The sequence below is a fragment of the Streptomyces sp. NPDC048504 genome (genome assembly GCF_043200035.1).
GTDB lineage: Bacteria > Actinomycetota > Actinomycetes > Streptomycetales > Streptomycetaceae > Streptomyces.
In genome coordinates this window covers 108,862-121,700 of record NZ_JBICXA010000020.1, presented here as the reverse complement: position 1 = coordinate 121,700, position 12,839 = coordinate 108,862, and the positions used below count along the sequence as shown (strand labels likewise).

The 12,839-nt window shown below is 69.6% G+C and carries 11 protein-coding genes and 3 pseudogenes; 9 read left to right on the top strand and 5 right to left on the bottom strand.

Annotated features, from left to right (window positions below; all coding sequences use genetic code 11):
• Positions 1-258: 258 nt before the first annotated feature.
• Complete coding sequence (locus tag ACGFY9_RS39615; protein WP_393762526.1) at positions 259-636, top strand: hypothetical protein; 378 nt, start codon at positions 259-261, stop codon at positions 634-636.
• Here ACGFY9_RS39615 and ACGFY9_RS39610 read toward each other — a convergent pair.
• Positions 584-793: pseudogene (locus tag ACGFY9_RS39610) on the bottom strand (hypothetical protein); the annotation flags it as partial. The gene ACGFY9_RS39615 and the pseudogene ACGFY9_RS39610 sit on opposite strands and share 53 nt — an antisense overlap.
• A 6-nt stretch (positions 794-799) precedes the next feature.
• Between ACGFY9_RS39610 and ACGFY9_RS39605 the strand changes: the two are divergent.
• Positions 800-1,123 (top strand): annotated as a pseudogene (locus ACGFY9_RS39605) (cytochrome c oxidase assembly protein); the annotation flags it as partial.
• A gap of 428 nt (positions 1,124-1,551) precedes the next feature.
• On the opposite strand, the gene ACGFY9_RS39600 reads toward ACGFY9_RS39605, so the two are convergent.
• Positions 1,552-2,739: an FAD-dependent monooxygenase gene (locus ACGFY9_RS39600; protein WP_393762524.1), complete on the bottom strand. Its 1,188-nt coding sequence runs from the start codon at positions 2,737-2,739 to the stop codon at positions 1,552-1,554.
• A gap of 226 nt (positions 2,740-2,965) precedes the next feature.
• Between ACGFY9_RS39600 and ACGFY9_RS39595 the strand changes: the two genes are divergently transcribed.
• Positions 2,966-4,366, top strand: coding sequence for an amino acid permease (locus ACGFY9_RS39595; protein ID WP_393762522.1), 1,401 nt, complete (start codon positions 2,966-2,968; stop codon positions 4,364-4,366).
• A gap of 41 nt (positions 4,367-4,407) precedes the next feature.
• On the opposite strand, the pseudogene ACGFY9_RS39590 reads toward ACGFY9_RS39595, so the two are convergent.
• A pseudogene (locus ACGFY9_RS39590) lies at positions 4,408-4,671 on the bottom strand (hypothetical protein); the annotation flags it as partial.
• Between the two features lie 97 nt (positions 4,672-4,768).
• On the opposite strand from ACGFY9_RS39590, the gene ACGFY9_RS39585 reads away from it, so the two are divergent.
• The 6 genes from ACGFY9_RS39585 (at position 4,769) to ACGFY9_RS39560 (ending at position 11,354) form a co-directional block, all read left to right on the top strand.
• Entirely contained in the window at positions 4,769-6,448 is a 1,680-nt protein-coding gene (locus ACGFY9_RS39585; protein WP_393762762.1) for a chloride channel protein, read from the top strand.
• Positions 6,449-6,552: 104 nt separating this feature from the next.
• Positions 6,553-6,798, top strand: coding sequence for a hypothetical protein (locus ACGFY9_RS39580; protein ID WP_393762520.1), 246 nt, complete (start codon positions 6,553-6,555; stop codon positions 6,796-6,798).
• Positions 6,795-7,508, top strand: a complete 714-nt coding sequence (locus ACGFY9_RS39575; protein ID WP_393762518.1) for a DUF4396 domain-containing protein — start codon at positions 6,795-6,797, stop codon at positions 7,506-7,508. Before ACGFY9_RS39580 ends, ACGFY9_RS39575 begins: the two co-directional genes overlap by 4 nt.
• A 162-nt stretch (positions 7,509-7,670) precedes the next feature.
• Positions 7,671-9,605, top strand: a complete 1,935-nt coding sequence (locus ACGFY9_RS39570; RefSeq protein WP_393762516.1) for a galactose oxidase-like domain-containing protein — start codon at positions 7,671-7,673, stop codon at positions 9,603-9,605.
• A gap of 117 nt (positions 9,606-9,722) precedes the next feature.
• The gene (locus tag ACGFY9_RS39565) at positions 9,723-10,496 is read left to right on the top strand and encodes a DUF4142 domain-containing protein (RefSeq protein WP_393762514.1); all 774 of its coding nucleotides are present in this window, start codon (positions 9,723-9,725) and stop codon (positions 10,494-10,496) included.
• A gap of 117 nt (positions 10,497-10,613) precedes the next feature.
• A complete protein-coding gene (locus tag ACGFY9_RS39560; protein ID WP_393762512.1) occupies positions 10,614-11,354 on the top strand; it encodes a DUF4142 domain-containing protein in 741 nt (246 codons plus the stop codon).
• Here ACGFY9_RS39560 and ACGFY9_RS39555 read toward each other — a convergent pair whose 3' ends face one another.
• Together ACGFY9_RS39555 and ACGFY9_RS39550 are read right to left on the bottom strand one after the other, a co-directional pair.
• The gene (locus ACGFY9_RS39555; RefSeq protein WP_393762510.1) at positions 11,355-12,035 is read right to left on the bottom strand and encodes a hypothetical protein; all 681 of its coding nucleotides are present in this window, start codon (positions 12,033-12,035) and stop codon (positions 11,355-11,357) included.
• A 252-nt stretch (positions 12,036-12,287) separates the two neighbouring features.
• A complete protein-coding gene (locus ACGFY9_RS39550) occupies positions 12,288-12,824 on the bottom strand; it encodes a MarR family winged helix-turn-helix transcriptional regulator (protein ID WP_393762508.1) in 537 nt (178 codons plus the stop codon).
• Positions 12,825-12,839: the final 15 nt, after the last annotated feature.

Sequence of the window (12,839 nt, the reverse complement as noted above, 5' to 3'; positions counted from 1 at the left end):
CCGCCGACCTGCCTAAATGTGGCCGATACCACACGGGAACGCACACGGTCTGGTGGGTCGTTGCCATTTCCGCCTGAATGCCCGCTGCTCCGTTGCCGCTCCGCTTACATCTTCGAACACACAACTGATGCTCGAGGGCCTGGTCGGGCTGCAGGCCGGGCGGCGGAGTAGGAACAGTCAAGACCTGTGGATCGGCGTGTCACGCGGCCTGAGCATCATCTCCTGATTCGCGGGTCGTTCGGTGCGTATCGTCCAGACATGGACACCACTGCGTCACCCCGCGTCCTCGTCATCGGGCTTGATCCGTATCGGGTGCCCGGGCCGTGGGATCCCGAACCGGCAGCCAAGGCGATCGAGGCGGGACTGACCAAATTCGCCGAACACGGCGTGGGCGTGGAGACCTGCCTGATTGGCCTTGATGGAAGTGACGACGTGGAAGCGGTCGTCGGGAGTGCGCTGCGGGCCCACCCGTGGGAGTGCGTCACCGTCGGCGGTGGCCTGCGGCACCCGGACGACCAAGTCGAACTCCTTGAGCACGTCATCAACCTGATTCGGCGGCACGCACCCGCCGCGGCCATCGCGTTCAACAGCACCCCGGACACCACCTACGAGGCCGCTGCCCGTTGGATCGAGTAACGACAGCAGACGTGGCGGCTTGAGGGGCACCTCCTGCCTCGTCGTCGGGACGCTCGACGAGCTGGCCGCGCTCGAAGCCGGCGCCTGCTCGAACGAGTGCGACAAGGTGGGGTGCGTTCACCGCCCGCCGGCGGCCCTGGGCAGGCTCCACGAGCTTGAGGACCAGCACATGGTGCTCTCCATGCTCTCCCCGATCCTGATCCTGCTCGGAGCGCCCATCACGCTCGCACTGCGGGCCCTGCCTACCGCCGCACGTGGCCGCACCGGCCCCCGGGAACTGCTCACCCGATTCCTGCACTGCCGCGCGGCGCCGGTGTTCTCCTCGCCGCTGTTCACCCTGCCCCTGTTCATCGCCAGCCTCTACGGCCTGTACTTCACCCCACTGTTCGATCTCCTGATGGGCAGCTGGCTCAGCCACGAGTGGATGCCGGCCCACTTCCTGATGACCGGCCCGCTGTTCTTCTGTCCCATCCTCGGCGTCGACCCGGTGATGCGGGTGACGAGTCCGTCGGAGATGTCCAACACGTGGTACACGACGGTCTGCGGATCGGCCGGAGGCACGGTGCCGTGGATCCGCAGGCCGAGGACCACAGCCGCCGGGTAGGTGAAGGTCTCCTCTATCTGGGCCCACAGCCCGAGAGCGTGCAGGCGGGCGCATCGACTGAGGACGTGGGAGCGGGTGTGACAGCCCCTGCCGTCTCCGTCGGACGGGTTCCAGCACGCGTACGGGTGCAGGGCGTCGGCCAGCGACCGGCAGTCGGCGGTGTCCAGGGCATCGCGCAGCCGAGCGGTCAGGGCACCGGAAACGGGCCGGGAACGTGGTGACATGCGGGTCTCCCAAGTGTGCGAAGTGCCGCCGAGTGGTTCCTCTGTCCGAGAGATCATGGCGCTCTGAGCGGTGCCGCCCCGGTCCAACTAGACGGGCACTGCGGCGAGTTGACGCAGCGCGGGCCGCTGCCTCCCGGCCAGCGAGGTGCCGGCGAGGCGGCTCACGCCCGGCAGGCCGGCGAAGCGCAGGGCGGCTCGGCGGACACGCAGCCGCCGCTCCGAGCCGGGGACGAACCAGCCGGCCGTTCTCCGTGCGGCGCGCTGTCTGTCCCTGATGACGGGCCGCCACAAGCGTTCGTAGCCGTGCAGCGCGTCCTCGACACGACGCGTGCCAGCGAGCTGGTCGGCCAGGACGTAGGCCCCCGCGACCGCCAGGGAGGCGCCCTGCCCGCCGAGCAGGGACACGGCATGGCAGGCGTCGCCCACCAGGACGACCCGCCCCCGGCTCCAACGGGGCAGATCGGTCTGGGCGACCAGGTCGTAGTAGACCCGGGGGGAGGGCGGGCACCCGGCCAGGGCGCGGGGTGCGAGCCAGCCGAGGGAGCTGTACTCGCGGTAAAGGACAGCCCTCGCGTCCTCTGGACGGCGGGGATCGGCACTGCGGTGGACGGCGAAGGCGGCGACGGTGCCGTCGCGCAGGGCATACAGGCCCATCTGCCGCTCGGCGGTGTCGGTGAGGCAGAACCGGTCGCCCAGTTCCGCGTGGACGAGGGGGTCGTCGAAGGTGAACGCGGCGGTGTGGTAGCCGAGATAGCGCACGAACCGTTGTTCCTCGCCGAAGACCATGGCCCGCACGGTGGAGTGCAGTCCGTCGGCCCCGACGAGGAGGTCGGCGTCGAGGACGGTGCCGTCGGTGAGGGTGACGTGGACGCCGTAGGGACTCGGGGCGATGCGTGCCGGGCCGACGCCGAAGCGCAGGCCGACGGCGAAGGACAGCCGTTCCCGCAGGGCGAGTTCGAGGTCCGGCCGCATGATGCTGAGCAGGCGTCCGTTCAGGGAGCGGGCGAACCGGCCGTAGTCGAGCCGCGCGCGACACCGGCCGTCGTCGTCGAGGAAGACCGCCTCGGAGACGGGATAGCCCAGCTCTTCCAGCCAGGGCAGCACGCCCATGGCATCAGCCGCGTCGTAGCCGGGCCCGAAGAAGTCGATCATGTATCCCTCGGTGCGGGGCTGCGGAGCCTTCTCCAGGACCACGACCTCCCAGCCGAGCACGTTGTGCAGGCGGCCGGCCAGCGACAGCCCGGCGATACCGGCTCCGCAGATGACTGCTCTCATCGGTGTGTTTCGCCTCTCCACTCCCCGGGCGTTCATCCCCTCCCTCTACTTTTGCATTATGCAAAGCTCAGGGCAAGAAGGTCCTGTCCGGGCCGCCCTGAGGCAAGGAATCTTGATACTTCCCTAACGCCTCGCTGATGGTCTCCTGACGTAGGGTCATGAGCGGTGTGCCGGGAAGACGGGTCGGCGAAGTGTCCTGAACGAACCATTCCAGGAAGGTCTTCGCGTGACCTCGTCAAAGCCTGCTGCCGCCGTCGCGACAGCCCCGTCCCTCGCCGTGCGTGGCCGTGGCCCTCGCCGCTCTGTTCTCTTCTTCGCGTTCGCCTTCGCGGTGATCGCCGATCCGGTCTCCTCGGTCGCGTACGCCATCGAGGCCGCGCTGCGCGCCCTGCACGGCGACCTCGCGCTGCTGCTGCCGACGATGAGCCTGGTCATCGGACTCGTCGTGGTCGTCACCGCCAACTACTGGCAGCTCGTGCGGCGCTTCCCCAAGGGCGGCGGCGCGGCGGCCGCGGCCGGGCGGGCCTTCGGGCCGCGCTGGACCTTCCTGCCCATCGGCGCACTCGTCGTCGACTTCGTGCTGACCATCGGTATCTCGATCTCGGCGGCGACCAGCGCGGTGATCGCCCTGTTCCCGGGGCTGGCCGCGTGGCGCATCCCGCTGGCGCTGGTCCTGCTGGTCGTGGTGGCCGGGCTGACCTGGTTCGGGCACGGCGGACGGCTGCTGTTCGCGGTCATGACCGTCGCCTTCGTCGTCATCTCCGTGGCCGTGTTGATCCTGGGTTTCACCACACCCCACGCGACCGGTCACGCCGCTACGGCCGCAGACCCCGGCCACTCGGCGGTACTCGCGGTGGTGTTGGCCTTCCCGGTCGCGATGGCGTTGGCCACCGGCATCGAGGCGCCGTCGACCGCGATCGCCCAGCTCGGCCAGCTCGACGACACCCACCGCCGCCGCTTCGGCCGCGGCACCCTCGCCCTGCTGGTCGTGATCGTCGGCGGACTGACCCTGGCCCTGACCGCACTCGCCGTCCAACTGCACATCGGCATTCCCGGCGCCGACTCCACCCAGATCGCCGACATCGCGCACGCCGCAGCCGGACCCGGCTGGCTCTACAGCGCCTTCCAGCTGACCAGCTCACTGCTCCTGCTCGCCGCCGCCAGCTCCTCCTTCCAGGCCGGACCCGGACTGCTGAAGGCACTGTCGGGCACGGCCGAACAGCCCGGCGTGCTGCACCAGGTGCTCGGCCGGACCAACCGGCACCACACCCCGTACTGGTCGGTCGTCGTCTACCTCGCCGCGGCAGCGCTGATCATCGTCGCGGCCGCGGGTCAGGAGCAGGAACTGGTCCTGTTCTACGCCGTCGCCGTGTTCGTCAGCTTCCTGGTGGGGCTGATGGCCATGGCCCGATTCGCCGCCCGGGAGCACAAGGCGGCCCTGGCCTGGGTCAACAGCCTGGCCGCCGCAGCCGTCGCCTTCACCCTCGCGGTGAACCTGCTGCGCGGCTGGCCCATGCTCTCCCTGGCCGCCACCCTGCTCATCGCGGCCGGACTGTACGTCCGGTGGACACGGGCCGGGCGCCCCAGCGGCATCGAAGACGTCGAGACGCATGCCGAAGCGAACTGACACCCTCGGGAGAGCCAGGTACTGCCGGCCCGGACGACGAGAACCGGGCAGAGGGCGTGATGCACGCAGTGCTGGCTGACCTGTCCGAGGAGCATCCCGGTGAAGGCTCCGCGCCGGGCATGCCGGAGGTCACCGCCAGCCGCCACGCCTGCACAGGGTACGGCCGCGCACCAGCCGGCCCGGCCTGACCGGCGGCCCAGTACAGGCTCCCTTCGGCCCCGATCGGCAGACGCCGGCCTGTGACGCACACCCTTGACTGGTTTTGCATAATGCAAAGGTGAGGAAGGGGAGGCGATGAGCGCCATACCGGCAGCGACTGACGGGAAGCACGTGTCCAGCACAACCAGTGGTTTCACCCCCGCACCGAGTCTCGCGGGACTGCGGAACGCCCCCTGGGGCCTGATGGCCCTGGCCGTCGTGGTCGGCGCCGGAGCCGGAGCGGGCTCGGTCGTCTTCCGCTGGTGCATCAAGACCTTCACGCACCTTCTTTCCGGTCACGCCGACTACGCGGCCTCCCCCGGCGCGGACAATCCGCACGTACCGTGGCTGGGCCCGTACTTCGTGCTCTTCACCCCGGTGATCGGTGGTCTGCTGTACGGGCCGCTGGTGAACCGGTTCGCCAAGGAGGCACGCGGGCACGGGGTACCCGAGGTGATGCTGGCCGTCGCCCAGCGCGGCGGACGGATCAGCCCCAAGGTCGCCGTCGTCAAGACCCTCGCCTCCGCTCTGTGCATCGGCTCCGGCGGCTCGGTGGGCCGCGAGGGGCCGATCGTGCAGATCGGGTCGGCGCTCGGCTCCACCCTCGGCCGGGTGACAAAGGTGACCGAGGGCCGGATGAAGCTGCTGGTCGCATGTGGTGCGGCGGGCGGCATCGCGGCCACCTTCAACGCACCGCTGGCCGGCGTGTTCTTCGCCATGGAGCTGATCCTGGGCACCTTCACCGCTGAAGCCTTCGGCGCCACCGTGCTGGCCAGCGTGACCGCGAGCGTCATCGGACGGGCCGCGTTCGGCAACGCCGCCTTCCTGAGTCTCCCCGACTTCCACGTCGACCACCTCGCCCAGTACGGCCTGTTCGCCGCGCTCGGCGTCGGCGCCGCCGTGGTGGGGGTGGGCTTCTCGCGGTTCCTGTATCTGATCGAGGACGCGTGCGACTGGGTCTGGCGCGGCCCGGAGTGGCTGCGTCCGGCCGTCGGCGGCCTCGCGCTCGGGCTGCTGCTGCTTGCGCTGCCGGAGATGTACGGTGTCGGCTACCCCGTGCTGCAGAAGGCGACCGAAAGCCATTACGCCGTCGGCTTCCTGCTCCTGCTGCTGGTAGGGAAGATGCTGGCGACCAGCCTGACCATCGGGATCGGCGGCTCGGGCGGAGTGTTCGCCCCCAGCCTGTTCATCGGGGCGATGCTGGGCTCGGCGTACGGCATCGGTGTCCACCACCTGCTGCCCCACTCCGCCGGGGCGGTGGGCGCGTACGCACTGGTCGGCATGGGTGCCGTGTTCGCCGGCGCCGCCCGCGCACCGATCACCGCCGTGGTCATCCTCTTCGAGCTCACCGGCGAGTACTCGATCATCCTGCCGCTGATGCTGGCGATCGTCCTGGCCACCGCCACCAGCCGCCTGCTGACCCGGGACACCATCTACACCCTGAAGCTGCGCCGGCGTGGCATCGACCTCGAAGGGCCGGCCCCCGGCGCCCGGATCGGCACCCAGCACGTCGGCGCCGTGATGGAGCCGTTGCCCTCCCCCCTGGCCACTTCCACGGCGCTGGCGGACGCAGCCGACCTGCTGAGCCTGTCCGGGCATGGCGCCCTTCCGGTGATCGACGACTCAGGTGCCTACGCAGGGGTCGTCACCGCGCAGGCGGTGGCCGAGGCCCTCGCCGAACAGCCGGAGGACGCGCCGACCCAGGTCGGACAGCTCGCCGAGCCTCCCGCCCCCGTCACCGCCGACCAGCCCTTGGCCCAGGCCCTGCACACGCTGCTGTCGGCCGCGGGAACCGGCGTTCCGGTCCTCGACTCGGAGTACGGCAAGCCGGTCGGCTGGCTCAGTCACCAGAGCGCGCTGCGCGCGGTGCACACGGCCCCCTGAGGACGCCCCGCCCCGCCCTGACCGAACCCGGCGCACACTTTTGCACTATGCAAAACTGGGTACGCGGGGGCTGGACGCCCGGATCGTTCCCCAAGAGGTGGGCCATGCGTACAGACCATGTCCAGCGCTCCTACTCGTTCGTGTGCCTCGACTGCGGCCACGGCTGGGAGGACACCTACGACATCGACGTGACCGTGGACGAGCATGCGCGGATCAGCGCCGTCTACCGCCTCGACGGCAGGCGGGTGCCGTCACCACTGCAGTCACCCTGCTGCCCCGCCTGCGAGGGCCGCAAGATTCGCATCATGCGGCCCGGGCGCGTGGCGACCGCCCGCCTCCACGAGACGTGACCATCGTGGAACCCCACCACAACCCTCCGGTCTGGCTGGAGATGCTCGGCTGGGCCGGCCTGGCCGCGGCCGGGGCGAGCGCTGTGGCGATCGCAGCCGACATGGCACTGCGTGGATACCGCCAGCGGATGTGGATCATGCATCTGGTGTACCCGGTCACGGCCCTGTACTGGGGTCCGGCCGCCCTGTGGTTCTACGTCCGTCACGGTCGGCGCACCTCCCGTCCGGTGATCGAGCGGGAGGGCGAGCCTGATGCGGAGAAACTGCCCGAGTGGGTCACGTCCGCCAAGGCCGTCAGCCACTGCGGCGCGGGATGCGTCCTGGGCGACCTCGGCGGCGAGTGGCTGGTGCGGGCGACCGGCCTGACGATCGCGGGCAAAGCCCTGTACGCCGACTTCCTGTTGGACTTCACCTTCGCCTGGCTGCTGGGCATCGGGTTCCAGTACTTCACCATCGCCCCCATGCGTGACATCGGGCCCGCCCAGGGCCTGTGGGCGGCGGTGAAGGCCGACACGTTCTCCATCGTCGCCTTCCAGATCGGCCTGTTCGCGGGCATGTGGGGCTACCAGGAGATTCTCTTCACCCCAGGACTGGCGAAGACCACGGCCTCGTACTGGCTGCTGATGCAGCTCGCCATGATCGTCGGCTTCTTCACAGCCTGGCCGGTCAACGGCTGGCTGGTCCACGCCGGCTGGAAGGAGCGGATGTAACTCAACCCTCTGGGCGATGCACCCCCTGTAAAAGCGGGCACATTGCTCACATCGGGCCATTTTGCACAGTGCAAACAAGTGTGTCGCCACAAGCCTCCGTGGTGGGTGAGGTAGTCGTCAGTACGTCCACGCCCGCCCCGTCCGCCACGGAGGCACGTCCCGATGGCCAAGCGACCCTCACGTCTCACCACCCGCAAGACCCTGCTCGGTACCGCGGCCATCGTCGCCCTCGCCGTGCTCAACGCCCCGGCCGTGGCGGGCTTCGCCCAGCACGCCTACCACCACTACGAGATCAACCAGCCCGCGTACAGGGCGAAGTACGGCCACTGGGCCCTCGCCAGCCTGCCGGACGGCTACGAGCCCAACTCCATCCACGCGATCCTGCTCCACACCGGCAAGGTCCTGCTCATCGCCGGCTCCGGCAACAACGTCGAGCACTTCAACGGCGGCGCCTTCAAAAGCACCCTGTGGGACCCGGCCACCGACGCCTTCAAGAAAATCGACACCCCGGCTGACCTGTTCTGCGGCGGCCACACCCAGCTCCCCGACGGCAAGATCCTGATCGCCGGCGGCACCGCCCGCTACGAGGTCCTCAAGGGCGACGTGAAGCGGGCGGGCGGCGCGATGCTGGTCAAGAACGAGAGCCCCGACCGCCCGCGCACCTTCCCCAAGGGCACCGTCTTCCGCTCCCCCGCGGGCGTGGAGTACCGCTCCCAGTTCCCCGTGCGCGTGCCCGCCGCGAAGAAGACACCCACCGGCCGCGGCGGCAACGTCACGGTCACCGCGAGCCAGGCCCGCGTCTTCGTCGAGGCGGTGGAAGAAGGCCCGCTGAGCATCACCAACACCACCGAGCAGTACGAGATCCAGGGCCTGAAGGGCAAGGACGCGAACAACCTCTACGGCATCGCCAACAAGCTCGGCCTCGACAAGAAGGACTTCCAAGGCATCAAGGACGCCTACGAGTTCGAACCGGCCACCGAGAAGTACACCAAGGTCGGCTCGATGACGGAGGCCCGCTGGTACCCGACCCTGACCACGCTCTCCGACGGCCGCGTCCTGGCCGTCTCCGGTCTCGACGACATCGGGCAGGTCGTGCCGGGCAAGAACGAGATCTACGACCCGAAGACCCGAACCTGGTCCAAGGCGCCGACCCGCTACTTCCCCACCTATCCCTCCCTCTTCCTCACCGGCAAGGGGAAGGTGTTCTACTCCGGCTCCAACGCCGGTTACGGACCGGCCGACAAGGGCCGCGAGCCCGGCCTGTGGAACCTGGGGACCAACACCTTCACCCCCGTCGGGGGCCTCAGAGACGCGGACACCCTGGAAACCTCGTCCTCGGTGCTGCTGCCGCCCGCGCAGGACAGGAAGGTCATGGTCCTGGGCGGCGGAGGCGTCGGCGAGTCGCGCGCGGCCACCTCCCGCACCGCGATCACCGACCTCGACGCGGCACGCCCCGCCTTCACTCCGGGTCCCCGTCTGCCGGCGAACACCCGCTACCTGAACAGCGTGATCATGCCGGACGACACCGTGTTCACCACCGGCGGCAGCAGCGGCTACCGCGGCAAGGGCGCCAGCGACCTCCTCACGGCCCAGTTCTACAACCCTGCCACCAACACCTTCACCCCCGCCGCCGACCCCACCGTCGGCCGCGACTACCACACCGAGGCCCTGCTCCTGCCCGACGGCCGCGTCGCCGTCTTCGGCTCCGACCCCCTCTTCGCCGACAAGGCCGACTCCCGCCCCGGCCACTTCGAACAGCGCGTCGAGGTCTACTCACCGCCCTCCCTCTTCCACGGCACACGGCCCGCCCTCGCCCGCAGCGGCAGCACCGAGGCCGAGCGGGGCGATGAGGTCACGTTCGACTCCGCGGACGCCGCCCGCATCACCCGCGTCCGGCTCATGCATCCCGGATCGGCCACCCACGTCACCGACTTCGACCAGCGCTCCATCGCCCTCGACGTGATCCGCCACACCGGCAGGTCCCTGACCGTGCGGACCCCAGACGATCCCTCCCTCGTACCGTCAGGCTGGTACATGGCCATCGCCACGGACGGCCGAGGCACCCCGTCGAAGGCCGTATGGCTGCACATCCGCTAGGTGCCACCAACGCCAGGACACGGAATGGCATAGTGCAATCTTTACCTGGAGCAAGGGTTCCCTTTCCGTTGCGGACCCGTACCTGCCGACGTACCGCTGTCCGCTCCAGGAGGCCCTATGCCCATCTCGCGCAGCACGCTCGGAACCGTCTTCGTGGGCGGGGCCCTGAGCGTCACGCTCGCCGCCCTGGCCTACCCGAGCATGCTCGGGGTGCAGAACACGTCCAGCAATCCGTCACGCATCATCGCCAGCACCCAGTGGGGCCCGCTCACCGAGGCCGACCGCAACTTCGTGGTGTTCGTGCGCTCCGCCGGGCTGTGGGAGGGGCCTTCCGGGGACCTGGCCATGCAGAAGGGGACGACGACGGCCGTGCGTGAGGCCGGCCGGCACCTGGTCATCGGGCACGCCGCACTCGACGCCTCCTGCCGGAAGATCGCCCCCGAACTGAACATCACCATCCCCAACCAGCCCACTCCCCAACAGCAGGGCTTCCTGGACAAGTTCAAGTCGGACACCGGCAAACAGTTCGACACCGACTTCGCCAACACCCTGCGCGTCACCCACGGCTCGATCTTCAACACCATCGCCAAGATCCGCTCCACCACCGAGAACACCCTCGTGCGCGCACTGGCCGACCAGGCCAACGACGTGGTCCTGGACCACATCACCCAGATGGAGAAGACCGGGCTGGTCAACTTCGACCAGGTCAACTTCCAGGAGACGACCCCGCCGAAGCTGCCCGCCAGCCAGGTCACACCACCGGTGCCGCAACCGGGAGCACCCATGGTCACCCTCACCGTGCCTCCAGGACTGCCGACCGCCGGAGTACCGACCGGCCCGGCGGACCCTGCCGCGACACCCTCACCGTCCGCCTCCCCCACCACCGGATGACCCCACCCGCGTGACGCACGCCACGCGACGGCATGCAAAATTTACCCAGAGCAATGATCGGATGCTCCGGCCTGTCCGTATCCCCTGGCATACGAGCCGCTCACACCTGGAGGCCGCATGCCCCTCTCCCGCAACACGGCAGGAACCGTCTTCGTGGTCGGCGCCCTGGGCCTGACCCTCAGCGCCCTCGCCTACCCCGCGATGCTCGGCGTGCAGAACACCTCCGGCAACCCCTCACGCATCATCGCCAACACCCGCTACGGCCCGCTCACCGAGGCCGACCGCGACTTCGTCGTCAAGGTCCGCTCCGCCGGACTGTGGGAGTACCCCCTGGGCGAACTGGCACTGAAGAAGGGCTCCACGGAGGAGATGCGGGAAGCGGGCCGGCACCTGATCGTCGGGCACGCCGGCCTCGACGAACTGTGCCGCAAGATCGCACCCGAGCTGAACATCACCCTGCCCAACCAGGCCAGCCCTCAGCAGCAGCAGTTCGTGGCGACCTCGGCGGCCCAGTCGGGCACACAGTTCGACACCACCGCCGCCAACATCATGCGCGTCACCCACGGCCAGATCTTCCCGGCCATCGCCAAGATCCGCGCCACCACCACGAACACCATGGTCCGCGCACTCGCCGACCTCGCCAACGACACCGTCCTGGACCACATCACCGTGCTGGAGAAGACCGGTGTGGTCAACTTCGACCAGGTCAACTTCCAGCAGAGCACCCCGCCCAAACTCCCCAAGGACCAGGTCACCCCGCCCCCACCGCAGGCCGGCGCACCCCTCGTCGCCCTCACCCCGCGCCCCGACCTGAACGTCAACACCACCTCGCCCACACCCAGCCCGACGGCTGGATGATCAACGGTCCGCAGCAGTGCCCCGCCCGACAGACGCCAGGGCGGCGGAAGGCGCGGAGAGCCGGTAGGAGCGGACGACGGCGATCACGCTCGCGGCCACGAGGGCGACGGTCCACGGAGCCAGGTCACGCAGCGGCCCCGGCACACCGGACCCCCTCTGCGCACCGCGCGGGGATACCCGCCTCTCGGGGTCGGACACGACTGCGAGCGCGTCTCCGGGCCGGGTGGCTTCTCCGCAGCCACGCCAGATGCGGACCTTGAGGGGGACGCCGTCGCGATCCGCCACCGAACACAGGTAGCGGGCGTGCCCGCCTTCGGCCGCCCGGCCGTCTTCGACCGAGGTCACCACCACGGACTGCAGCTGCCCCCGTTCGGCAAGCACCACCCCGGCCGCAGCTTGCGGGGCCTGGAGCGCAAGACACACACCGAGCAGCGCGACGACGCCGATCAGCGCACGTCCGGCCCCCACGAGGGACAGATATACGGTCAGCGCCCCCGTACACACCAGGCCCGCCTCGCCGTCGGCCAGCGAGGGCCTCCCCGTCCAGGCCCCGAAGAGCACGGTAGCGACGATCGCCCCGGCACCGAGACTCCCGGCCAGGAGCCCCTCCCCCACGAGCCACCAAGGTGGCCGTCCGACGAACTCCGCCGGGCCCCACACCGTGGTGCGCAAGTACGCCATCAGGTGACGCTCGGACGAGGACGACTGGTAACACCTCAGGCGCACGCGTCTCACACCCCCGTACCTTTCCCGTCCGTCGGCGGCCGTTCGTTCCGCCGCCCGGAGGAGCACCCCGCGACAGGACGCCGGCACGTCGCGCGTGTTGCCGTGGCAGAGCTGCGCGGATGGCGTTCACAATTCCCTTGCATTATGCAAAATCTTCGGGGCTCGGAAAAGAGCGGTCCGGGAATCGTGACCAGCGGCCGGGAGCCGTCAGGTGTCGTGGGCCATCACGCCGTCGACGACCCAGCCGAGAGGATGCGGTTCAGGGTCGTCCAGTGCGGGGGCAGGGGGCTCGCCTCCCGCCTTGTTGAAGGCGCCCAGGGCCTCGACGAGCGCCAGGCGCTGAATAGGGGAGAGCCGCTCGACGATGGCGACGATCTCGGAGCGGCGCCGGGCCGTGACGTCCTCGACCGTGCGGCGGCCTTCCTCGGTGAGCTGCAGCAGCGTTTCGCGGCGGTTGCCGGGATTGGTCTGCCGGTCGGCGAGACCGGCCGCGATCAACCGGTCGACCATCCGCATCGCTGTGGACGGCGCCACCTGCAGCAGGTCGGCCAGGGTCACCAGTTTGGTGGCACCGCGGGTGGACAGCACGACCAGCATCCGGAACTGCGGCAGTGTCACCCGTTCCTCGACCTCGGCGAGCGAGCGGGCCGAGACCGCCACCAGCAGCCGGGACGCGGTCAGCACCGCACGGGTGACCGCGTCGACGTCGTCCATCGTCCCCGCGGGGTTCTCACGCTCCTGCATTAGTCCTTTCTACCT

Bases quoted from the DNA above. Each gene is read 5' to 3' on its own strand.
- ACGFY9_RS39550 (WP_393762508.1), bottom strand. From the start codon at position 12,824: ATGCAGGAGCGTGAGAACCCCGCGGGGACGATGGACGACGTCGACGCG.
- ACGFY9_RS39580 (WP_393762520.1), top strand. From the start codon at position 6,553: ATGCGTACAGACCATGTCCAGCGCTCCTACTCGTTCGTGTGCCTCGAC.
- ACGFY9_RS39560 (WP_393762512.1), top strand. From the start codon at position 10,614: ATGCCCCTCTCCCGCAACACGGCAGGAACCGTCTTCGTGGTCGGCGCC.
- ACGFY9_RS39615 (WP_393762526.1), top strand. From the start codon at position 259: ATGGACACCACTGCGTCACCCCGCGTCCTCGTCATCGGGCTTGATCCG.
- ACGFY9_RS39570 (WP_393762516.1), top strand. From the start codon at position 7,671: ATGGCCAAGCGACCCTCACGTCTCACCACCCGCAAGACCCTGCTCGGT.
- ACGFY9_RS39600 (WP_393762524.1), bottom strand. From the start codon at position 2,739: ATGAGAGCAGTCATCTGCGGAGCCGGTATCGCCGGGCTGTCGCTGGCC.
- ACGFY9_RS39565 (WP_393762514.1), top strand. From the start codon at position 9,723: ATGCCCATCTCGCGCAGCACGCTCGGAACCGTCTTCGTGGGCGGGGCC.
- ACGFY9_RS39585 (WP_393762762.1), top strand. From the start codon at position 4,769: ATGGCCCTGGCCGTCGTGGTCGGCGCCGGAGCCGGAGCGGGCTCGGTC.
- ACGFY9_RS39555 (WP_393762510.1), bottom strand. From the start codon at position 12,035: ATGGCGTACTTGCGCACCACGGTGTGGGGCCCGGCGGAGTTCGTCGGA.